Annotated in this window: 16 protein-coding genes and 1 pseudogene; 14 read left to right on the top strand and 3 right to left on the bottom strand. The window is 71.1% G+C overall.

Translation table 11 applies throughout. The features are described 5' to 3' along the window. The 14 genes and pseudogenes from ACIPJI_RS18165 (at position 1) to ACIPJI_RS18100 (ending at position 17942) form a co-directional block, all read left to right on the top strand. Complete coding sequence (locus ACIPJI_RS18165) at positions 1 to 1035, top strand: ABC transporter permease (protein ID WP_402247265.1); 1035 nt, start codon at positions 1 to 3, stop codon at positions 1033 to 1035. 107 nt (positions 1036 to 1142) lie between these two features. Then, positions 1143 to 2189, top strand: coding sequence for a substrate-binding domain-containing protein (locus ACIPJI_RS18160; protein ID WP_307709339.1), 1047 nt, complete (start codon positions 1143 to 1145; stop codon positions 2187 to 2189). A 67-nt stretch (positions 2190 to 2256) separates the two neighbouring features. Then, positions 2257 to 3471 carry a Gfo/Idh/MocA family oxidoreductase gene (locus tag ACIPJI_RS18155; protein WP_356619974.1) on the top strand — a complete coding sequence of 405 codons (1215 nt, stop codon included), beginning with the start codon at positions 2257 to 2259 and terminating at the stop codon, positions 3469 to 3471. A 40-nt stretch (positions 3472 to 3511) separates the two neighbouring features. After that, positions 3512 to 4519: a sugar phosphate isomerase/epimerase family protein gene (locus ACIPJI_RS18150; protein ID WP_402247263.1), complete on the top strand. Its 1008-nt coding sequence runs from the start codon at positions 3512 to 3514 to the stop codon at positions 4517 to 4519. Between the two features lie 240 nt (positions 4520 to 4759). Continuing rightward, positions 4760 to 8455, top strand: coding sequence for a ThuA domain-containing protein (locus ACIPJI_RS18145; protein ID WP_402247261.1), 3696 nt, complete (start codon positions 4760 to 4762; stop codon positions 8453 to 8455). Between the two features lie 107 nt (positions 8456 to 8562). Further along, positions 8563 to 9681, top strand: coding sequence for an inositol-3-phosphate synthase (locus ACIPJI_RS18140; protein ID WP_307709343.1), 1119 nt, complete (start codon positions 8563 to 8565; stop codon positions 9679 to 9681). Beyond that, positions 9678 to 10616, top strand: coding sequence for an SCO3242 family prenyltransferase (locus tag ACIPJI_RS18135; protein WP_402247259.1), 939 nt, complete (start codon positions 9678 to 9680; stop codon positions 10614 to 10616). The genes ACIPJI_RS18140 and ACIPJI_RS18135 overlap by 4 nt, the downstream gene beginning before the upstream one ends. 374 nt (positions 10617 to 10990) lie before the next feature. Next, a pseudogene (locus ACIPJI_RS18130) lies at positions 10991 to 11842 on the top strand (sugar phosphate isomerase/epimerase family protein); the annotation flags it as partial. Then, on the top strand, positions 11839 to 12486 hold the full coding sequence (locus ACIPJI_RS18125) for an EboA domain-containing protein (RefSeq protein ID WP_402247258.1): 648 nt from the start codon (positions 11839 to 11841) through the stop codon (positions 12484 to 12486). The pseudogene ACIPJI_RS18130 and the gene ACIPJI_RS18125, both read left to right, overlap by 4 nt. Beyond that, positions 12486 to 13334 carry a TatD family hydrolase gene (locus tag ACIPJI_RS18120; RefSeq protein WP_402247257.1) on the top strand — a complete coding sequence of 283 codons (849 nt, stop codon included), beginning with the start codon at positions 12486 to 12488 and terminating at the stop codon, positions 13332 to 13334. Before ACIPJI_RS18125 ends, ACIPJI_RS18120 begins: the two co-directional genes overlap by 1 nt. A 12-nt stretch (positions 13335 to 13346) precedes the next feature. Then, positions 13347 to 14516: a metabolite traffic protein EboE gene (eboE, locus tag ACIPJI_RS18115; protein WP_402247256.1), complete on the top strand. Its 1170-nt coding sequence runs from the start codon at positions 13347 to 13349 to the stop codon at positions 14514 to 14516. Further along, the gene (locus ACIPJI_RS18110; protein WP_402247254.1) at positions 14513 to 15898 is read left to right on the top strand and encodes a nucleotide pyrophosphatase/phosphodiesterase family protein; all 1386 of its coding nucleotides are present in this window, start codon (positions 14513 to 14515) and stop codon (positions 15896 to 15898) included. The genes eboE and ACIPJI_RS18110 overlap by 4 nt, the downstream gene beginning before the upstream one ends. A gap of 50 nt (positions 15899 to 15948) precedes the next feature. Continuing rightward, positions 15949 to 17112 (top strand): sugar phosphate isomerase/epimerase family protein, encoded by a 1164-nt coding sequence (locus ACIPJI_RS18105; RefSeq protein WP_402247252.1) that lies wholly within the window; start codon positions 15949 to 15951, stop codon positions 17110 to 17112. A 194-nt stretch (positions 17113 to 17306) separates the two neighbouring features. Then, positions 17307 to 17942 (top strand): HAD family acid phosphatase, encoded by a 636-nt coding sequence (locus ACIPJI_RS18100; protein WP_356619956.1) that lies wholly within the window; start codon positions 17307 to 17309, stop codon positions 17940 to 17942. Between the two features lie 98 nt (positions 17943 to 18040). Here ACIPJI_RS18100 and ACIPJI_RS18095 read toward each other — a convergent pair whose 3' ends face one another. The 3 genes from ACIPJI_RS18095 to frc all read right to left on the bottom strand — a co-directional run bounded on the left by ACIPJI_RS18095 (position 18041) and on the right by frc (position 22927). Next, on the bottom strand, positions 18041 to 19429 hold the full coding sequence (locus ACIPJI_RS18095; protein WP_356619954.1) for an OFA family MFS transporter: 1389 nt from the start codon (positions 19427 to 19429) through the stop codon (positions 18041 to 18043). A 118-nt stretch (positions 19430 to 19547) separates the two neighbouring features. Beyond that, positions 19548 to 21698 (bottom strand): acetate--CoA ligase family protein, encoded by a 2151-nt coding sequence (locus ACIPJI_RS18090; protein WP_402247250.1) that lies wholly within the window; start codon positions 21696 to 21698, stop codon positions 19548 to 19550. Next, positions 21698 to 22927 (bottom strand): formyl-CoA transferase, encoded by a 1230-nt coding sequence (frc, locus tag ACIPJI_RS18085; RefSeq protein ID WP_356620145.1) that lies wholly within the window; start codon positions 22925 to 22927, stop codon positions 21698 to 21700. The genes ACIPJI_RS18090 and frc overlap by 1 nt, the downstream gene beginning before the upstream one ends. Positions 22928 to 22930: the final 3 nt, after the last annotated feature.

Genomic DNA, 22930 nt, shown 5'->3' with positions numbered 1-22930 from the left:
ATGACACAGCCGGCCACCCCGGCGCAGCAGGACGCGCCGATGCCTGCCGCCAAGTCCGCACCGGACAAGGGGGGTTCACGCCGTCCGCTCGGACTGCGCCTCGACGTCCGCAATCTGTCGCTGCTCGGTGTGCTCGCCGTGCTCGTGGCGGTCGGCGGCTTCACCAAACCGGACGAGTTCCTCGCGGCGAGCAATCTCCAGCTCGTCCTCACCCAGGCGTCCGTCATCGGGGTCGTCACCGTCGGCATGACCTTCGTCATCACCAGCGGAGGGATCGACCTGTCCGTCGGCGCCATCGTGGCGCTCGCCTCGGTGTGGGCGACGACGGTGGCGACCCAGGAGTACGGCTTCACCGGCATCCTGTTCACCGCCGTGATCGTGGGCGTCGGCTGCGGGCTGGTGAACGGTCTGCTCATCGCGTACGGCCGGATGGTGCCCTTCATCGCCACCCTCGCGATGCTCGCCTCCGCCCGCGGTCTCGCCCTGCAGATCACGGACGGCAAGACCCAGATCGTCACCGTCGACTCCGTGCTCGACCTCGGCATCAGGGACGCCTACATCCTCGGCATCCCGCCCCTGGTACTGGTCTTCGCCGCGGTCACCGTCATCGGCTGGCTCGTCCTCAACCGCACCACCTTCGGCCGGCGCACCGTCGCCGTCGGCGGCAACGCGGAGGCCGCCAGGCTCGCCGGTATCGACGTCCGCCGCCAGCGGCTCTACCTCTACCTGCTGTCCGGCCTGTGCTGCGGCATCGCCGCCTTCATGCTGATCGTGCTGGCCGGCTCCGGCCAGAACACCAACGGCAACCTCTACGAACTCGACGCCATCGCCGCCGCGATCATCGGCGGCACCCTGCTCAGCGGCGGCCGCGGCACCATCGTCGGTTCCGTCCTCGGTGTCCTCGTCTTCACCACGATCACCAACATCTTCGCCCTCAACAACCTCGAGAGCGCCGTCCAGCAGATCGCCAAGGGCGCCATCATCGTCGCCGCCGTACTGGTCCAGCACCGGACCCTGCGCGGGGGAGACGCCTGACGCCCCGCAGCGTGCGCGGCGGCCGGTCCTGAAGCCGCCGCCGCGCACCCCCTCTCCGTACGTCCGCAGCACCGCCCAGCCCGCCCAGTTGAAGGGGTAGACCCGCCATGCCAGCAACCCCGTCCACCAGCCGCAGAGGACTGCTCTTCGGCACCGCCGCGATCTCCGCCGGCGCACTGCTCACCGCGTGCACCAGCAACGAGCCCAAGAAGCAGGAGGCGGCCACCGACAACGCGCCGGTCGCCGACGACAAGCCCGGCAAGGCCGTCACCATCGGCTTCGCAGGCCCGCAGGCCGACCACGGTTGGCTGAACGCCATCAACCAGAACGCCAAGTCCCGCGCGGAGCGGTACTCCGACGTCACCCTGGAGATCACCGAGGGGTCCAACGACACGGCCGCCCAGATCGGGCAGGTGCAGACCCTGATCAACAAGAAGGTCGACGTCCTGGTCATCCTCCCCGCCGACGGCAAGGCACTCACCCAGGTCGGTCTTCAGGCCATGAAGGCGGGCATCCCGGTCGTCAACCTGGACCGCATCTTCGCCTCACCGCAGGCCTACCGCTGCTGGATCGGCGGCGACAACTACGGAATGGGCCTCAACGCCGGCAATTACATCGGCGAGCAGCTCAAGGACAAGCCGAACGCCAAGGTCATCGAGCTCGCCGGGCTGGACAACCTGGAGCTCACCAAGCAGCGCACCCAGGGCTTCGACGACGCGCTGAAGAACTACCCGAACATCAAGAAGGTCGCCCGCCAGGCGGCCGACTTCACCGTGGAGTCCGGCCAGGCCAAGATGGCCCAACTGCTCCAGGCCCAGTCGCAGTTCGACGCCCTGTGGAACCACGACGACGACCAGGGCGTGGGCGCGCTGCGCGCCATCGCGCAGGCGGGCCGCAAGGACTTCCTGATGGTCGGCGGCGCCGGCGCGAAGTCCGCGATGGACGCCATCAAGGCCGACGACAGCGTCCTCAAGGCCACCGTCCTGTACCCGCCGACGATGGCGGCGTCCGCCATCGACCTCGCCCGCGCGCTCGGTCAGGGCAAGGGCGTCAGCGGCATGGCCGAACTGGAGATCCCGGCCTCCCTCACCCTCTACTCGGCCGTCGTCACCAAGGACAACGTCGACGAGTACCTGCCCACCGGTTTCAACTGACCGGAGGCGCGCCCGCCCCCACCGAGCACACCGACGAGACCGTTGACTCCGACGAGGAGGATTCCGTATGCAACAGAGGGACAGTGAGGCCGCACCGCCGACACTCGGCGTCGGCATGGTCGGATACGCGTTCATGGGCGCCGCCCACTCCCAGGGGTGGCGCACCGCGGGACGCGTCTTCGACCTGCCGCTGCGGCCGGTCCTCGCCGCGATCGCCGGCCGTGACGCCGCCGCAGTGCGTGCCGCGGCCGGCAAACACGGCTGGGCCGCGGCGGAGACCGACTGGCGCGCCCTCGTGGCCCGCGACGACGTGCAACTCGTCGACGTCTGCACACCGGGCGACAGCCATGCGGAGATCGCGATCGCGGCACTGGAGGCGGGCAAGCACGTCCTGTGCGAGAAGCCCCTGGCGAACTCGGTCGCCGAGGCGGAGGCCATGGTCGCGGCGGCCGCACGGGCCCGGCGCAACGGTCAGCTCGCGATGGTCGGCTTCAACTACCGCAGGGTGCCCGCTCTCACCTACGCCCGCCGGCTGATCGCCGAGGGCAGGATCGGCACCCTGCGGCATGTGCGGGTGACCTACCTCCAGGACTGGCTGGTGGACCCGGACTTCCCGCTGACCTGGCGGCTCGAGCGCGAGCATGCGGGGTCCGGGGCGCTCGGCGACCTCGGCGCCCATATCGTCGACCTCGCGCAGTACCTGGCGGGGGAGCCGCTGGTTGGGGTCTCCGCCCAGCTGGAGACCTTCGTCAAGGAACGCCCGCTGCTCCAGGGCGCCTCCGCCGGCCTGACCGCGTCGGGCGGCACGCGGCGGGGGCCGGTCACGGTCGACGACGCGGCCGTCTTCACCGGCAGGCTGGAGTCCGGGGCGCTGGCCACGTTCGAGGCGACCCGGATGGCCTCGGGCCGTAAGAACGCCCTGCGGCTGGAGATCAACGGTGAGCAGGGCTCGCTCGCCTTCGACCTCGAGCGGCTCAACGAGCTCTCCTTCCACGACCACCACGAGCCCGCCGCCACGGCCGGCTTCCGCAGGATCCTCGTCACGGAGGCGGAGCACCCGTATCTGGAGGCCTGGTGGCCGCCGGGCCACGCGCTCGGCTACGAGCACACGTTCGCCCACCAGGCCCGCGACCTGGTCGAGGCGATCGCGTCGGGCACCGACCCGGTCCCCTCGTTCGCCGACGGGCTCCAGGTCCAGCGGGTGCTGGCGGCGGTGGAGGAGAGCGCACAGAAGAACTCCGTCTACACCCCCGTACAGGCGGTGGAGGCAGTACAGGCTTGACGGCCGGCACAGATCCGGCAGGACCCGGTTTGGAGGCGCCATGCCACGCCCGTTCACACTGTTCACCGGCCAGTGGGCCGATCTGCCGCTCGAGGAGGTCTGTTCACTCGCCCGCGACTTCGGCTACGACGGTCTGGAACTGGCCTGCTGGGGCGACCATTTCGAGGTCGACAAGGCCCTGGCCGACCCGTCCTACCTCGACGGCAGGCACGCCCTGCTGGAGAAGTACGGCCTCAAGTGCTGGGCCGTGTCCAACCATCTGGTCGGCCAGGCGGTCTGCGACAACCCCATCGACGAACGCCATCAGGGCATCCTGCCCGCCCGGATCTGGGGCGACGGGGAACCGGAGGGCGTACGGCAGCGGGCCGCCGCGGAGTTGAAGGACACCGCGCGGGCCGCCGCTGCCTTCGGGGTCGACACCGTCGTCGGTTTCACCGGCTCGTCGATCTGGCACCTCGTCGCGATGTTCCCGCCGGTGCCCGAGCGGATGATCGAGCGCGGCTACGAGGACTTCGCCGAACGCTGGAACCCGATCCTCGACGTCTTCGACGCCGAGGGTGTCCGCTTCGCCCACGAGGTGCACCCCAGTGAGATCGCCTACGACTACTGGACGACGAAACGCGCCCTGGAGGCGGTCGGCCACCGGCCGGCCTTCGGGCTCAACTTCGACCCGAGCCACTTCGTCTGGCAGGACCTGGACCCCGTCGGCTTCCTGTACGACTTCCGGGACCGGATCTACCACGTCGACTGCAAGGAGGCCCGTAAGCGTCTGGACGGGCGCAACGGGCGGCTCGGTTCGCATCTGCCGTGGGGCGACCCGCGGCGCGGCTGGGACTTCGTCTCCGCCGGACACGGCGACGTGCCGTGGGAGGACGTGTTCCGGATGCTGCGCTCGATCGGCTACGAGGGGCCCATCTCGGTGGAGTGGGAAGACGCCGGCATGGACCGCCTGATGGGCGCTCCGCAAGCGCTTGCCGATCTGAAGCACTTCGACTTCGATCCGCCGTCGGCCTCGTTCGACGCCGCCTTCTCGGGCGGCGACCGCTAGAAACGCCCAGGTACGGCCCGGTGGTGAGGGATGCCGCCGGGCCGGTCAGGGCTGCCCGGACACGCCTTTGTCCTGTGCTGGGAAAAAGTTCAACTTCTCTGCTGCACAAGGGCTTTCGGTCCAGGACCAACCCGGCTACGGTCCCATCTCGTGTACACGACATAGGTGGTTCGGGAGTGACGGCGCACTCCGGTTCCACGGCACACCGCCCAGTTCGACCGGCCTCACCGGAGGACATTCGTGCACAGAACAAGGCCCAGGGCCCGCAAGGCCCTCGCACTCCTCACCGGCGGTCTTCTGGCCGCCGGGTCGCTCGCCCTCACCGCGCCGACCACCGCGTCCGCCGCCGACCCCCAGACGGCGGTCGCCGCGGCCGCGGAGGAATTCCAGCAGGTCACACTCGCCAAGGGCGGTGAAGAGACCGGCGAACCCATGTCGCTGGCCGTCCTGCCCGACCGCAGTGTGCTGCACACCTCTCGCAGCGGCGAGCTGCGCATGACGGACGCCGCCGGCAACACCCGCGTCGTCGGCACCGTCCCCGTCTACTCGCACGACGAAGAGGGACTCCAAGGCGTCGGCCTGGACCCGAACTTCGCGCAGAACCGTTTCATTTACCTCTACTACGCCCCGCCCATGGACACCCCAGCGGGGGACGCCCCGAACGAGGGCACCGCGGCCGACTTCGCCAAGTTCGACGGCGTCAACCGGCTCTCGCGGTTCGTGCTCCGTGAGGACGGCACGCTGGACAACGCCAGCGAGAAGAAGATCATCGACATCCCGGCGACCCGCGGCATCTGCTGCCACGTCGGGGGCGACATCGACTTCGACGCCGAGGGCAACCTCTACCTGTCGACCGGCGACGACTCCAACCCCTTCGCCTCCGACGGCTACACGCCCATCGACGACCGGCCCGGCCGCAACCCCGCGTACGACGCCCGCCGCACCTCCGGCAACACCAACGACCTGCGCGGCAAGATCCTGCGCATCAAGGTCGAGGCCGACGGCTCCTACTCCATCCCCGAGGGCAACCTCTTCGCCCCCGGCACGGACAAGACCCGCCCCGAGATCTACGCGATGGGCTTCCGCAACCCGTTCCGCTTCAGCGTCGACAAGAAGACCGGCGTCCTGTACGTCGGCGACTACGGCCCCGACGCCGGCACCGCCGACCCGAAGCGCGGACCGGCCGGCCAGGTGGAGTTCGCCCGCGTCACCGGCCCCGGCAACTTCGGCTGGCCGTTCTGCACCGGCGACAACGACCCGTACGTCGATTACGACTTCGCCACCAAGACCTCCGGTGCGACGTTCGACTGCGCCAACCTGAAGAACACCTCGCCGCACAACACCGGCCTGGTCGACCTGCCGCCCGCGCAGCCGGCCTGGATCCCGTACGACGGCGGCTCCGTCCCCGAGTTCGGCAGCGGCTCCGAGTCCCCCATGGGCGGCCCGGTCTACCACTACGACGCCGGGCTCGACTCCCCGGTGAAGTTCCCCGAGGCGTACGACGGTGACTTCTTCGCCGGCGAGTTCGGCCGGCGCTGGATCAAGCGCATCGACATGGACGAGGACGGCGCGGTCCGCTCGATCAACCCCGTCCCGTGGACCGGCACCCAGATCATGGACATGGCCTTCGGCCCGGACGGCGCGCTGTACGTCCTCGACTACGGCACCGCATGGTTCGGCGGCGACGAGAACGCCGGCCTCTACCGCATCGAGAACGCCACCGGCGGCCGCTCCCCGGTCGCGGAGGCCTCCGCGGACAGGACGTCCGGCCAAGCGCCGATGCGCGTCACCTTCTCCTCCGCCGGAACCACCGACGCGGACGGCGACGCCCTCACCTACAGCTGGGACTTCGGCGACGGCACCACCTCCACGGAGGCGAACCCCGTCCACAGCTACACCAAGAACGGCACCTACACGGCGACGGTCACCGCGAAGGACCCGACGGGCCGCACCGGCTCCGCCAGCGTCCACGTCGTCGTCGGCAACACCGCACCCAAGGTCAAGCTCGAACTGCCCGCAGAAGGCGCGCTGTTCGACTTCGGCGACGAGATCCCGTTCAAGGTGACCGTCACCGATCCCGAGGACGGCACCATCGACTGCACCAAGGTCACGGTGAACTACATCCTCGGCCACGACAGCCACGGCCACCCCATCACCTCGGCCAAGGGCTGCGAAGGCACCATCAAGACCTCGGCCGACGGCGGACACGATCCCAACGCCAACATCTTCGGAGTCCTCGACGCCGAGTACACCGACGGCGGAGGCGGCGGCCAGGCCGCGCTGACCAGCCACGACCAGGCCCAGCTCCAGCCCCGCCACCGGCAGGCCGAGCACTTCGACGGCCAGTCCGGCATCAAGACGTACGACAAGGCGGCCGCCCACGGCGGCAAGACCGTCGGCGACATCGACAACGGCGACTGGATCTCCTTCGAGCCGTACAACCTGACCGGCTCCAAGAAGCTCACCGCCCGGGTCTCCTCCGGCGGCGCCGGAGGCATCCTCGAGGTGCGCACCGGCTCCGCGGACGGCAAGCTCCTCGGCTCCGCACCGGTCCCCGTCACCGGCAGCTGGGAGACCTTCCAGGACATCGACGTGGCCCTGCGGGGCGTGCCCGAGCGGACCACGGAACTCTTCCTGGTCTTCAAGGGAGGCGCCGGAGCGCTGTACGACGTGGACGACTTCAAGCTGTCATCGACCCCCGTCGACAAGGCCGCCGAGCGCGTCCTGGTCTTCTCCAAGACCGGCGGCTTCCGCCACGACTCCATCCCTGCGGGCATCACGGCCCTGAAGGAACTCGGCGGCTCGGCCGGGATCACGGTCGACGCCACGGAGGCGGCCGGCCAGTTCACCGCCGCCAACCTCGCCAAGTACGACGCGGTCGTGTTCCTCTCCACCACGGGTGACGTGCTCAACGCCGAACAGCAGAAGGCGTTCGAGGACTTCGTCGCGGCGGGCGGTGGCTACATGGGCGTCCACGCCGCGGCCGACACCGAGTACGACTGGGAGTTCTACGGCGGCCTCGTCGGTGCCTACTTCGCCTCCCACCCGCACATCCAGCCCGCCACCGTCCGCGTGGAGGACCACGATCACCCGGCCACCTCGCACATCGAGGGCCCCTGGGAGCGCACCGACGAGTGGTACAACTACCGCACCAACCCGCGTGAGCAGGCCCGCGTCCTCGCCACCCTCGACGAGACCTCCTACCAGGGCGGCACCATGAAGGGCGACCACCCGATCGCCTGGTGCCAGACCTACGAGGGCGGCCGCGCCTTCTACACCGGCGGCGGGCACACCAAGGAGTCCTACGCCGAGCCGGCCTTCCGCCAGCACCTCCTCGGCGGGCTGAAGTACGCGACCGGCCAGGTGGCGGCCGACTGCAAGCCGCGGACCGGCTACCGGACCATCTTCAACGGCGAGACCCTCGAGGGCTGGAAGCAGGCCGGGCCGGGCAAGTTCAACGTCGTCGACGGCGAACTGCGCACCGAGGGCGGCATGGGCATGCTGTGGTACCAGGCCAAGGAACTCGGCTCGTACTCGCTGAAGCTCGACTGGAAGATGGAAGGCGACGACAACTCCGGTGTCTTCGTGGGCTTCCCGGCCTCCGACGACCCGTGGTCCGCCGTCAACAACGGCTACGAGGTCCAGATCGACGCCACCGACGCCGCCGACCGCACCACCGGCGCGGTCTACGGCTTCAAGTCGGCCGACCTCCAGGCCCGTGACCAGGCGCTGAAGCCGCCCGGTCAGTGGAACAGCTACGAGATCCGGGTCGAGGGAGAGCGTCTGCGGGTCTTCCTCAACGGAGTCAAGATCAACGACTTCACCAACACCGACCCGCTCCGGAGCCTCAAGGACGGCTACATCGGCATCCAGAACCACGGGGCCGACGACCAGGTGTCCTTCCGGGACATCCAGCTGAAGGAGCTGCCCTCCTAGGCCGCAGGCCAGGGCCGCCCATTTGCCGGCGGCGGGCGGGGAGGCGCCGTACCCCCCGCCCGCCGTCCTCCACCACATCGGAACATCGACTGGCAGGGAGGCAGCCCGTGACAGACGGGAATGCACGCACCGGAGTCTGGTTCGTCGGAGCACGCGGCTCAGTGGCCACCACAGCCGTCGCCGGATGTGCGGCGGTCACGGCCGGGCTGCACCCGCCGACCGGCATGGTCACCGAGACCCCGGCCTTCGCCGGGGCCGGGCTGCCGCCCCTGTCCTCCCTCGTCTTCGGCGGACACGACACCGCCCACTGCCCGCTGCCCAAGCGCGCGGAACACCTCACAGAAGCGGGCGTCCTGCCGCACGGCCTCGCCTCCGCGGTGCGCGCCGAACTGGCCGCCGCCGACGCCGGGATACGGCCCGGCGGACCCGGCGCCGGCGACACCCGCGGCGACGAGGAACTCGTCACCGCGTTCGCCGCCGACATCGAGGACTTCCGCGCACGCAACGCGCTCGCCCGTGTCGTGGTCGTAGGCGTCTCCTCCACCGAGCCGCTGCCCGAACCGGGTGCCGTGCGGCTGCCGCCCAGCTCCCTCTACGCGGCCGCCGCCGTGCGGGCCGGCTGCCCCTACGTCAACTTCACCCCCTCCACCGGGCTGCGCACCGACGCCCTCACCGACGCCGTCGCGGCCAGTGGACTTCCCCACGCCGGCCGCGACGGCAAGACCGGCCAGACGCTGCTGCGGGCGGTGCTCGCCCCGATGTTCGTGCAGCGGGCCCTGGACGTACGGGCCTGGTCGGGCACCAACCTGCTCGGCGGCGGGGACGGGGCGGCACTGGCCGACCCCGCCGCCGCGGCGGCGAAGAACGCGGGCAAGGAACGCGTCCTCGCCGACACCCTCGGGCACACACCGCAGGGCGAGGTCCACATCGACGACGTACCCGCGCTCGGCGACTGGAAGACCGCCTGGGACCACATCGCCTTCGAGGGCTTCCTCGGGTCGCGGATGATCCTCCAGACCATCTGGCAGGGCTGCGACTCCGCGCTGGCCGCACCGCTGGTCCTGGACCTGGCGCGGCTGCTGGCCCGGGCCCATGAGGCGGGCCTGTCCGGGCCGCTGCCCGAACTGGGCTTCTACTTCAAGGACCCGGACGGCGGACCGGCGGGCCTCTCCGAGCAGTTCGCCGCCCTCCTCGGCTTCGCGGACCGTCTGCGGGAGGCCGGGTGAGGCCGCGCGACTGGGCCGAACTGCTGCGGGTCTCCGCCCTGTTCACCGTGCCCGGTGACGCCCTCGCGGGGGCGGCGTCGGCCGGAGGGCGTCCCAACCGGGGCACGGCGCTCGCCGTGGGCGCCTCGCTCTGCCTGTACGAGGCGGGCATGGCGCTCAACGACTGGTCCGACCGCGACGAGGACGCGATCGACCGGCCCCACCGCCCGATCCCCTCCGGACGGATCTCTCCTCGTGCCGCCCTGGGCGCGGCCGGAGCGCTGACGGCGGCGGGCCTCGGCCTCGCCGCGCGCGCCGGCCGCCCCGCCCTCGCCGTGGCGACGGCCCTTTCTGCGACGGTCTGGGCGTACGACCTCCACCTCAAGCACACGAAGGCAGGTCCGGCGGTGATGGCAGCGGCCCGCGGTCTGGACCTGCTGCTGGGCGCGGCGGCAACGTTGTCCGCGGCGGGTGGCGCCGCCGTGGCGGCACGGCCGGCCACGCACGGCGCCGGTCACGGGCGGGGCGGGGGATCGTCCGCCTTGGGCCTTGGCGCTGCCGCGCCCGCCGCCGCGGTGCTGGCCGCGCACACGTACGCCGTCACCACCGTGTCCCGCAACGAGACGCAGGGCGGCTCGACCCGCGCCCCGCTCGCCGCGCTCGCGGCGACCGGCGCGGTCGCCGCCTTCGCGGCGCGGCCGCGCGGGACGGCGGCGCCGGCCGCCGCCCGGGTGCTCGCCGCCGCGTACGCCCGTACCGCCGCCGTCCCCTACCTCCACGCCGCGCTCAACCCGTCCCCGCCGCTGACCCAGCGCGCCGTCGGCGGCGGCATCCGCGCCATGATCCCGCTCCAGGCCGCCCTCGCGGCCCGCTCCGGGGCGGGCCTCACCGGCCTCGCGGTGATGGGGTTCGTACCGCTCGCCCGCAAGCTCGCACGGAAGGTGAGCCCGACATGAGCCCCGCCGCCCACCCGGGCCCCACCGGCTCCGGCCGCGCCTCCGGCCCTGGTCCCGACACACGCTTCGGCCCTGACACCCGCCGGACCCGTGACGCCCACTCCGGCCCGACCGCCGGTGCCGGTCCCGAGACGAGCCGTGGCCCGGACTCCCACTTCGGCGTGGACGATCGCCCCGGTCCGGGCTCCCGCCCTGGTGAGGGTTCCCGCTCTGGCCCCGCCGCCCACTCCGGCCGCGCCGCCGGCCCCGGTCCCGGTCCCGACACACGCTCCGGCCCGGGCCGCGCAGCCCACTCCGGCCCGGCCACTGGCGCCGGTCCCGACACCCGCCCGGCAACGGGCGATCGGCCCGGGCCCGCCGCGGAAGGGGACCGGCTTCGTTTCGGGTACGGGACCAACGGGCTCACCGACCTCCGTCTCGACGACGCCCTCGGGCTGCTCTCCGACCTCGGCTACGACGGTGTCGGACTCACCCTCGACCACATGCACCTCGACCCCCTCGCCCCCGGTCTCGCCGAGCGGACCGCCCGCGTCGCCCGCAGGCTCGGCGAACTCGGCCTCACCGCCACGGTCGAGACAGGCGCCCGTTACGTCCTCGACCCGCGCCGCAAGCACGGCCCGTCCCTCCTCGACCCCGACCCCCAAGCACGCGCCGCCCGCACCCGGCTGCTGGTCACCGCCGTCAAGGTGGCCGCGGACCTCGGCGCGCACGCCGTGCACTGCTTCAGCGGCATCACCCCGCCCGGCACCGACGCGGACACCGCGTGGAAGCGGCTGGAGGAGGCGATCCTGCCCGTGCTCGACGCCGCGGCCTTCGCCGGCGTCCCCGTCGCCGTCGAACCCGAGCCCGGCCACCTCCTGGAGAACCTCGCCGGCTTCCACCAGCTGCGCACCTCCCTCGGCAACCCCTCACCCCTCGGCCTCACCCTCGACATCGGCCACTGCCAGTGCCTGGAGCCCGAGCCGCCCGCGGACTGCGTCCGCGCGGCCGGTCCCTGGCTGCGACACGTCCAGATCGAGGACATGCGGCGGGGCGTCCACGAGCACCTGCCCTTCGGCGACGGCGAGATCGACTTCCCGCCCGTGCTCGAGGCCCTCGCGGCCACCGGCTACCAGGGTCTGACCGTCGTCGAGCTGCCCCGCCACTCCCATGCCGGCCCCGAACTTGCCCGCCGGTCCATCGAGTTCCTCCGTACCGCAGTCGCGAAGGGAGCACCGGCATCGTGACGCAGACCGCGCCCTGGACCCGCAAGGAAGTCGAGGCCCGGCTGGCCGACGACACGGCCCGCGCCTGGCTCGGCGAAGCACTGGCCGAGGCCGCCCGAGCCGCCCAGGCGCCGCCGACGCCGCCCTCCCCGTACACGGCGCACACCTGGGAACTGCGGTTCGCCGCCGCGGGCCGCCACTGCGGGCAGGACAACGCGGACGCCGTCCGCACCCTGCTGCTGACGCAAGCGCGTGCGGGCCTCGACACCCTGACCCGGCTCTACCGGCAGGGCAGTGCCGCCGAACGCCGCGCCGTGCTCCGGGCGTTGCCGCCCCTCGTCGAAGGACCGCACGCCGTGCACCTGCTCGACGACGCCCTGCGCACCAACGACACCCGGCTCGTCTCGGCCGCCGTCGGTCCCTACGCCGCCGCCCATCTCGACCCGCACGCCTGGCGGCACGCCGTGCTCAAGTGCCTGTTCACCGGGGTGCCCCTCGACGACGTCGCGGACCTCGAACGGCGGGCCCGCGGCGACGGCGAACTCGCCCGCATGCTCACCGACTACGCCGCAGAGCGCACCGCGGCCGGCCGCGACATCCCCCATGACCTCGACCGCGTGCTGACCCTGACCGGCGAGAAGCCCCAGCGGCCCCAGGAGCTGTGATGCGCATCTTCGACCCCCACATCCACATGACGTCCCGCACCACCGACGACTACGAGGCGATGTACGCCGCCGGTGTGCGCGCCCTCGTCGAGCCGTCGTTCTGGCTCGGCCAGCCCCGCACCTCCCCGGCCAGCTTCTTCGACTACTTCGACGCCCTTCTCGGCTGGGAGCCGTTCCGCGCCGCCCAGTACGGCATAGCCCACCACTGCACCATCGCGCTCAACCCCAAGGAGGCCAACGACCCCCGCTGCACGCCCGTCCTCGACGCGCTGCCCCGCTATCTCGTCAAGGACTCGGTCGTCGCGGTCGGCGAGATCGGCTACGACTCGATGACCCCCGCGGAGGACACGGCGCTCGCCGCCCAGCTCCAGATGGCCGCCGACCACGGCCTGCCCGCCCTGGTCCACACCCCGCACCGCGACAAGCTCGCAGGCCTGCACCGCACCGTCGACGTGATCCGCGAGTCGAACCTGCCCAACGAGCGGGTCCTCCTCGACCACCTCAACGAGACGACCGTGAAGCATGCCGCCGACAGCGGCTGCTGGCTCGGCTTCTCCATCTACCCGGACACCAAGATGGACGAGGACCGCATGGTCACCATCCTGCGCAACCACGGGACTGAGAAGGTACTCGTCAACTCCGCCGCCGACTGGGGCAGGAGCGACCCGCTGAAGACCCGCAAGGTCGGCGACGCCATGCTCGCGGCCGGCTTCACCGAGGACGACGTCGACCAGGTCCTGTGGCGCAACCCGGTCGCCTTCTACGGCCTCAGCGGCCGCCTCCAGCTCGACGTCCCGGAGCAGGAGGGCCTGCACGAGGGCAACTCCATCCTCCGCGGCGGGGAATGAGGGGAGCCGAGGATGCGCTTCCGTCACCCCGACGGCTCGACCGTCCACCTCTCCTACTGCACCAACGTCCACCCCGCGGAGACCCTGGAGGGCGTCCTCGCCCAACTGCGTGACCACTGCGAACCGGTGCGCAAGCGCCTCGGCCGCGACCGGCTCGGCATCGGCCTGTGGCTCGCCAAGGACGCCGCCCGCGCCCTGGTCACCGACCCGGCGGCACTGCGGGGACTGCGCGCCGAACTGGAGCGGCGCGGCCTCGAGGTCGTCACACTCAACGGGTTCCCCTACGAGGGCTTCGGCGCGGAAGAGGTCAAGTACCGCGTCTACACACCGGACTGGACCGACCCCGAACGCCTGACCCACACCACCGACCTCGCCCGCCTCCTTGCGGCGCTGCTGCCCGACGACGTCACCGAGGGCACCATCTCGACCCTCCCGCTCGCCTGGCGCACCGGCTTCGACGAGGAGGCAGCCGCCACCGCCCGCACCGCGCTCACCACCCTCGCCGAGCGGCTCGACGCCCTCGAGGAGCTGACCGGCAAGTCCGTCCGGATCGCCCTGGAACCGGAACCCGGCTGCACCGTGGAGACCACCGCCGACGCGATCGGACCGCTCACCGCCGTCCCGGGCGACCGGATCGGCGTCTGCGTCGACACCTGCCATCTCGCCACCTCCTTCGAGGACCCGGAATCCGCCCTCGCCGCCCTCGCCGCGGCCGGCGTCACCGTTCCGAAGGCGCAGCTGTCCGCCGCGCTGCACGCGGAGAACCCGCACCTGCCGGAAGTGCGCGAGGCGCTCGCCGCCTTCGCGGAGCCGCGGTTCCTGCACCAGACCCGTACCCTCACCGCCGCCGGTCTGCGCGGGACGGACGACCTGGACCAGGCCGTCGCCGGCGGCGCGCTCCCGGACGGCGGTCCCTGGCGGGCGCACTTCCACGTCCCCCTGCACGCCCCGCCCGCGGAGCCGCTCACCTCGACGCTGCCCGTCCTCCAGGACACCCTGACCCGGCTCGTGGGCGGCCCGGAGCCGCGGACCCGCCACCTCGAGGTCGAGACGTACACCTGGCAGGCCCTCCCGCCGGAGCTGCGGCCCCGTACCCGCGGTCAGCTCGCCGACGGCATCGCCGCCGAACTCATGCTGGCCCGCGACCTGCTGACCGACCTCGGCCTCAAGGAACTGCCATGAGCGACACGCGCCCCACCCCGCTGCTGGTCCTCGACGTGGTGGGCCTGACCCCCCGGCTGCTGGACCACATGCCCCGCCTGGGGGCGCTCGCCGCCTCCGGCTCGCAGGCCAACCTGACCACCGTGCTGCCGGCCGTCACCTGCGCGGCCCAGTCGACGTTCCTGACCGGTGTCCTCCCGTCCGAGCACGGCATCGTCGGCAACGGCTGGTACTTCCGCGAACTCGGCGACGTCCTGCTGTGGCGCCAGCACAACGGTCTGGTGGCGGGCGACAAGATCTGGGACGCGGCCCGCCGCGCCCACCCCGGCTACACCGTCGCCAACATCTGCTGGTGGTACGCGATGGGCGCCGACACGGACATCACCGTCACCCCGCGGCCCGTCTACTACGCCGACGGCCGCAAGGAACCGGACTGTTACACCCGCCCGCCGGCCCTCCACGACGAACTCACGGAGAAGTTCGGCACGTTTCCCCTTTTCCACTTCTGGGGGCCGGGCGCCGACATCGTCTCCAGCCGGTGGATCGCCGACGCCACCCGGCACATCATGCGCACCCGACGGCCGGACCTGACCCTGTGCTACCTGCCGCACCTGGACTACGACCTCCAGCGCTACGGCCCCGACGACCCCCGCTCGCTGCGGGCGGCCGCCGACCTCGACGCCGTCATCGGCCCGCTGCTCGACGACGCCGAGCGCGAGGGCCGCACGGTGGTCGCCCTGTCGGAGTACGGCATCACCCGGGTCAGCCGCCCCGTCGACATCAACCGCGCGCTGCGCCGGGCCGGTCTGCTGGAGGTCCACACCCAGGACGGCATGGAGTACCTGGACCCGATGACCTCCCGTGCGTTCGCCGTCGCCGACCACCAGCTCGCCCACGTCTACGTGCGCCGCCCCGAGGACCTGGACGCCGTCCGTGAAGCGCTCGACGGGCTGCCCGGCCTCGGGGAACTCCTCGACGACGAGGGGAAGAAGGCCCACGGTCTCGACCATCCCCGCTCCGGCGAGCTGGTCGCGGTCGCCGAACCCGACGCCTGGTTCACGTACTACTACTGGCTCGACGACGACCGCGCCCCCGACTTCGCGCAGCTCGTCGAGATCCACCGCAAGCCGGGCTACGACCCCGTCGAGCTGTTCATGGACCCGCACGACCCGTACGTACGGCTCAAGGCCGCCAAGGCCGTGGCCCGCAAGAAGCTCGGTATGCGCTACCGCCTCGCGGTCGTGCCGCTCGATCCGTCACCGATCCGCGGCAGCCACGGCCGCCTCCCCGCGAGCGACGAAGAAGGTCCGCTCCTCCTGTGCTCCACCCCCCGCGCCGTCACCGGCCGCGTCGCGGCCACCGATGTGAAGTCCCTGCTGCTGCGGCTCGCCGGCCTCGACTGAGGCGGCGACCGTCACGCGTCCGCACCCCCGTGAAGGAAAGAGAGATCATCGTGACCGCGTTCAACGACGATTCCGTCACCGGCGACAGCCTGCGCCGCTCGCTCGGCGTCAGCCGCCGCCGCTTCCTCAGCACCTGCACCGCCGCCGCTGCCGCTGCGATCGCCGCCCCCGTCTTCGGAGCCTCGCCGGCCCTGGCCGCGGACACGGCGGACGACAGAGCCGAGGACCACGGCCGTTCCGCTCTGATCCCGCCCCACAAGCGCGGCATCATCCTCTACACCGTCCGTGACGCGACCGGCCGCGACCCGCTGTCCACGGACCTGCCCTCCGGCTTCCGCGAGGTCTTCAAGCAGCTGTCCCGCTACGGCTACAAGCAGGTCGAGTTCGCCGGCTACCGCCAGCATGCGAACGCCCCGGGCGGCGCGAGCCTGGAGACCGTCGCGGGCGCGAAGCTCATGCGGTCCTGGCTGGACGAGTACGGGTTGACGGCGCAGGGCAACCACGGCTTCATCCCGGGCTCCTGGCCGCTGACCCCGTCCGACCTCGACACCTTCAAGCGTCATCTGGAGATCGCCAACATCCTCGGCATGGGTCACATGGGCACCGGCGGCGACCCCACCGGCAGCTCCTACCGGGCCGACTGGGACGTCGCCGCGGAGAAGTGGAACGCGCTGGGAGCCATCGCCCGTCGCGAGGGCATCAAGCTCTACACCCACAACCACGACTCGGCGTACGGGTTCCTGCTCGACGGCGGCCCGCTGGACGCCCAGGGCCGGCCGACCCGCAGTTCCGGCATCCGCAAGCTGGAGTACTTCCTGGAGGTGACCGACCCCCGCGCCGTCTGGCTGGAGATGGACATCTACTGGGCGCACGTGGCGCAGTACAAGTTCCACACGTACACCGCGCACGACGGCTCCACGGTGGAGCAGGTCTTCGACCCGGCCGGTCTGGTGGTCCGCCACAACGTGCGCTACCCGCTGTTCCACGCCAAGGACGGCACGGTCAACACCCAGAACGGCCAGGGCTACGACATGGTGACGTTCGGCGAGGGCGACATCGACTACCGCAGGTTCTTCAGGCGGGTGGGGGCGAAGAACTACCACAACCCGATGATCGAGCACGACGGCGCGCCCAGCGCCACGGTTCCGGGGCAGTCCCTCGAGGTCGCCCGCAAGAGCTACGACAACCTCGCGGCTCTGCGCGCCCGGCACTGACGGCACGTCATCGTTCCGCCGGCGCGCCCGGCGCCGGCGGAGCGGTGACGTCCGGAACCGCCGCAGAAAGACGCTACCGACCAGTAGTGAGAATGTCGTCTCCCGGCCATCATTAAGCGCGAGCATGTCAAACCGTCCGCCCTGTCAGGGCGGACGGCACTCCTCGAGCTGCCAGAAAACCCAGGAGACCCCCCATGCATGCACGCAGCACCCGCACGGCCGGCGCGGCCGCCGGCGCCCTCGCCCTGGCCTTCACCGTGGCCGTCCCCGCCGCGACCGCGCAGGCCGCCACGACCACCGCCGCACCCGCTCAGGCAGAGGTGCAGGCGCAGAGCGTCGACTACGACACCTGGCGGCGCGACGTCGCCGCGGTCGTCGCCCAGGCCCGCCCCTACATCGAGGACCGCACCGCCGACCCGGCCGGCGAGAAGCAGGCCATCGTCCTCGACATCGACAACACCTCGCTGGAGACGCACTTCCATCCGTTCTGGAAGCTGCCCACCCCCGCCATCCAGGAGATGCGTGAGCTCGCCCGCTACGCCGACTCCCGTGGCGTCGCCGTCTTCTTCGTGACCGCCCGCCCCGGCATCATCCACTCGCTCACCGACTGGAACCTGAAGCAGACGGGCTACCCGGTCGACGGACTCTACGTCCGCGACCTGCCGGACCTCTTCGGTGAGGTCAGCGCCTACAAGACGGAGAAGCGCGCGGAGATCGAGGCCAAGGGCTACACGATCATCGCCAACATCGGCAACAACACCACCGACCTCGTCGGCGGGCACGCGGAGCGGACCTTCAAGCTCCCCGACTACGGCGGCCGGCTGTCCTAAGGCCCTCGCAGTCACTCCGTACGACGGCCGGACGGCCGCGGTGACCGGTCTCCCGGCCGCCGCGGCCGCCCTGGCCGCACCGTCCCACCGTGGTCCGCTCAGCCCATGTCCCGGCTGATCGGCTGCGGATTGGCCGTGATCCGGCCCTTGCGCGGCCGCCCCGGCGGATGCAGGAACGTCGCCACGAAGCCCGCGAACAGCGAGATGGAACCGGCCAGGACGAACGCTCCCGCATAGTCCCAGGCGCCCACGACCACGGCGCCCATGCCGGAACCGAGCAGGCCCGACACCAGCTTCGAGCTGTAGACGAGGCCGTAGTTGGAGGCGTTGTTGTTCTCGCCGAAGTAGTCCGCCGTCATCGCCGCGAACATCGGGAAGATGGCGCCGCCGCCGAACCCCGAGATGCTGGAGAACAGCAGGAACAGCGGCAGGTTGTGGATGTTGCCCGACCACAGGATGCCGTACTGCGAGAGGCCGAGCACGATGCAGACGAAGATCAGGCACTGCTTGCGGCCGTAACGGTCGGAGAGCCAGCCGATCACGCCGCGCCCGGTGCCGTTCACGATCGCCTTGAGGGACATCGCCGTCGCCACGATGCCGCCCGCGAATCCGGCCTCGTCACCGAACGGCACCTGGAAGGCGATGCCGAAGATGTTCACACCGGACGTGCACAGCAGACAGAACCACATCAGCGCCACCCGGCCGGTCTGCCACGCCTCCCTCGGCGTGTACTGCTTCACCGCCGGCGGGTTCTTCTCCAACGCCCGGCGCGCCCGCGGGTCGTCGGGCTTGCGCAGCGGGTCGACCTCCGCCGGCCACCAGTTCTTCGGCGGGTCCTGGAAGAAGTAGCCCGCGACGGCGACCGTCGCGGCCAGGAACAGACCGACACAGACGAGCACCCAGCGGAAGTTCGTCAGGTCCATGTAGCCGGTGAAGATGAAGACGAACGGCACCGAACCGTAGGCGAAACCGCCGTTGACGAAGCCGGTCTTGCCGCCCTTGCGCTCCGGATACCACTTGCCGACCATGTTGACGCAGGTCGCGTAGACCATGCCCGCGCCCATGCCGCTGAACATGCCGAAGCCGATGTAGGCGACCACGACATGAGGGGCGAACGCCAGCGAGAGATACCCCAGCAGGGTGCCCACCGCGCCCAGCATCATCGCCCACCGGGCCGGCAGCTTGCCGCTCTCGCGCAGCTTGCCGGCCGGGAAGGCCACCGCCGCCTGGAAGAAGACCCACACGCCCAGCATCCAGAAGATGTGCGCACTGCTCCAGCTGTGCGCCGTGTGCAGGGTGTCCTCGGCGGACGCGAACGCGTACTCCGCCGAGCTGATGCCCATCATGCCCACCCACGGCAGGATGACCATCCACTTGCGCTTGCGGCCCATGATGTCGATATCGGTCTCGCCGATCCGGTACATGCGCCCGTTGGCGTCCGTCACCTCCCTGAAGGGGACGGATGTGGAGATGTCGGTTGTCGTCATGGTGATCGAACCCCTCGCGTGGAAGAAGTCTGGCCAGCGCCCCCTGTCCGTTTCTCTTCGCACCGGGGTCCGCGGCGAGCGGTCACCGCAGACCCCGTGGTTCGAGCCGTCGCTCAGGTCATCGACCGCCCCCCAACAGGCCCGCGGCCCGGGCCCAGGCGTACTTCGCGCCGAGCGCCGCGACCGGCTTCTCCGTCGTGTACGGGTAGGCGACGACACCGCGCTCGAAGAGGTACTGGCACGCCTCCTCGACCTCGACGTCCCCGGCGAGCGACGCCACCACCGGCTTCTCGATCCCGCGCGCCCTGAACTCCTCCACCACGCGCGCGGTGAGCTCCGCGAACACCATCGGAGGGGTGACGATCGTGTGCCAGTAGCCCAGCACCAGCGCGTGGATCCGGGGATCCTCCAGCCCCAGCCGGATCGTCGCCTCGTACGTCGAGGGCGGTTCGCCGCCGGTGATGTCGATCGGGTTCCCGGCAGCGCCGAACGGCGGGATGAAGGCCTTGAAGGAGGCGTCCAGGTCCGGCGGGATCTCCATGAGGGACATCCCGCCCGCGACGATCGCGTCGGAGAGCAGCACCCCCGAGCCGCCGGCCCCCGTGATGATCACGATGTTGTCGCCCTGCGGTACGGGGAGGACGGGCAGCGCCCGCGCGTACTCCAGCATCTCGTTGAGCCCCGGCGCGCGGATCACCCCCGCCTGCCGCAGCACGTCGTCGTAGACCGCGTCGTCGCCGGCCAGCGCGCCCGTGTGCGAGCCTGCCGCCTTCGCGCCCGCCGCCGTACGGCCCGCCTTGAGGACCACCACCGGCTTCTTCCGCACCGTCTCGCGTGCGGCCTCGACGAACGCCCGCCCGTCCTTGAGGTCCTCCAGGTGCATCGCGATGCACTGGGTGTTGGGGTCCTCACCGAACCAGGTGAGCAGGTCGTCCTCGTCCAGGTCCGACTTGTTGCCGAGACCCACGATCGCCGAGACACCCGTGCGAGTGGTCCGCGCGAAGCCGAGGATCGCCATGCCGATGCCGCCCGACTGCGAGGTGAGCGCCACACCGCCCTTGACGTCGTACGGCGTGCAGAACGTGGCGCACAGGTCCTGCCAGGTGGAGTAGTAGCCGTAGATGTTCGGCCCCAGCAGCCGCACGCCGTACCGCTCGGCGATCGCCACGATCTCCGCCTGGAGTTCGTGCTCGCCGGTCTCCGCGAAGCCGGACGGGATCAGCACCGCGTTGGGGATGCCCTTGCGGCCGACCTCCTCGAGAGCGGACGCCACGAACTTCGCGGGGATCGCGAAGACCGCCACATCGGGCTCGCCCGGAACATCCATCACGCTCTTGTACGCCTTACGGCCGAGTATGTCATCGGCCTTGGGGTTCACCGGGTGGATCTCGCCCGGGAATCCGCCGTCGATCAGGTTCCGCATGACCGAATTGCCGATCTTGCCCTGCTCGTTGGAGGCGCCGATCACCGTCACGGACCGGGGCTGCATCAGCCGCCGCATCGAGGTGAGAATCTCCTCGCGCGAGTACTTGCGGCGCTCGGCGGGGACCTCGGTGCTGAGCAGGATCCGTACGTCGGCGGCCATCGCCCCGTCCGCGGAGGCGAACACCGGGTTGAGGTCGACCTCCGCGATCTCGGGGAAGTCGGCGGCCAGTTCGGAGACGCGGACCACCACGTCGGCGAGTGCCTCCCGGTCCACGGCCGCACCTCCGCGCACCCCCCGCAGGATCTCCGCGGCGCGGATGCCGTCCATCATCGACAGCGCGTCGTCCCTCGACGCGGGCGCCAGCCGGAAGGTGACGTCCTTCAGCACCTCGACCAGGACACCGCCGAGGCCGAACGCCACCACCTTCCCGAACGTGGGGTCGGTGACGGTGCCGACCAGTACCTCGGTCCCGGCCGGCACCATCTGCTGCACCTGCACACCGAGGACGCGGGCCTCGGGGTCGTACGCCTTCGCGTTGGACACGATGGCGGTGAACGCGCCGCGCACCTCGGCGCAGGACGTCAGCCCGACCTGCACGCCGCCCGCGTCCGTCTTGTGCGGGATGTCGGGGGAGACGATCTTCATGGCGACCGGGAACCCGATCCGGTCCGCCAGCGCCACCGCCTCGTCCGCCGTCTCCGCGAGCCCCTCGGTCGGGGTAGGGATCCCGTACGCGTCGGTGACCGCCTTGCCCTCGGGGGCCGTGAGTGCCGTGCGGCCCTCGGCGAGCGCGCCCGCCAGGATCGCCCGTACCGCCGCCTGCCGCTCCGCGTGCTCCGCCACTAGATGACTCCGTTCGACTTGAGCAGGCTGAGCTCCTCGTCGCCGAGGCCCAGCTCGCCGACGTACACCTCTTCGTTGTGCTGACCGAGCAGCGGGGAGGTGACCACGTCCACGGGCGAGTCGGACAGCTTCAGCGGGCTGCCCACCGTGGTGAACGTGCCGCGCTCCGGATGGGCCACCTCGACGACCATCTCGTTGGCGACCAGCGACGGGTCCTCGATGATCTCCCGGGTCGAAAGGATCGGCCCGCAGGGGATGTTGTGGGCGTTGAGCTTCTCCAGCACCTCCCACTTGGGGAGCGTGGCGGACCACTCCTCGATCAGCTGGAACATCTTGCCCAGCTTCGGCAGCCGCGCCTCCGGGGTCGCCCACTCGGGGTCGTCCGCCAGCTCGGGCCGGCCGATGAGCTCCGAGAGCGGCCGCCAGCCGACCGGCTGCACGATGACGTACACATAGTCGTTGGGTCCGCCCGGCGAGCACTTGACCGCCCAGCCCGGCTGGCCGCCGCCGGAGGCGTTCCCGGAACGGGGCACCTCGTCGCCGAAGTCCTCGTTGGGGTACTCGGCCAGCGGGCCGTGCGCGAGCCGCTGCTGATCGCGCAGCTTCACCCGGCAGAGGTTGAGCACGGCGTGCTGCATCGCCACGTTGACCCGCTGGCCGCGCCCGGTGCTCTCGCGCTGGAACAGCGCGGCGAGTATCCCGGCGACGGCGTGGATGCCCGTGCCCGAGTCACCGATCTGGGCGCCCGTCGCCAGCGGCGGCCCGTCCTCGAAGCCGGTGGTCGACATGGACCCGCCCATCGCCTGCGCCACCACTTCGTACGCCTTGAAGTTGGTGTACGGGCCCTCCCCGAACCCCTTGATGGAGGCGTACACGATCCGGGGGTTGATCTCCTGGATCCGTTCCCAGGTGAAGCCCATCCGGTCCACGGCGCCGGGGCCGAAGTTCTCCACCATGACGTCGCTGCGGCGGATCAGCTCGGTGAGGATCTCCTTGCCGCGCTCCGACTTGGTGTTGAGGGTGATGCTGCGCTTGTTGCAGTTGAGCATCGTGAAGTAGAGCGAGTCGACGTCCGGGATGTCGCGCAGCTGCTTGCGTGTGATGTCGCCGCTCGGGGCCTCCAGCTTCACCACGTCCGCGCCGAGCCAGCCGAGCAGCTGCGTCGCGGAGGGCCCGGACTGGACGTGCGTCATGTCGAGGACGCGGACGCCCTCAAGAGCCTTGGTCATGGT

Source organism: Streptomyces sp. NPDC086835 (genome assembly GCF_044745705.1).
Lineage (GTDB): Bacteria > Actinomycetota > Actinomycetes > Streptomycetales > Streptomycetaceae > Streptomyces.
Note: the sequence above shows the minus strand (reverse complement) of the source record. Positions and strands in the feature narration are given on the sequence as shown.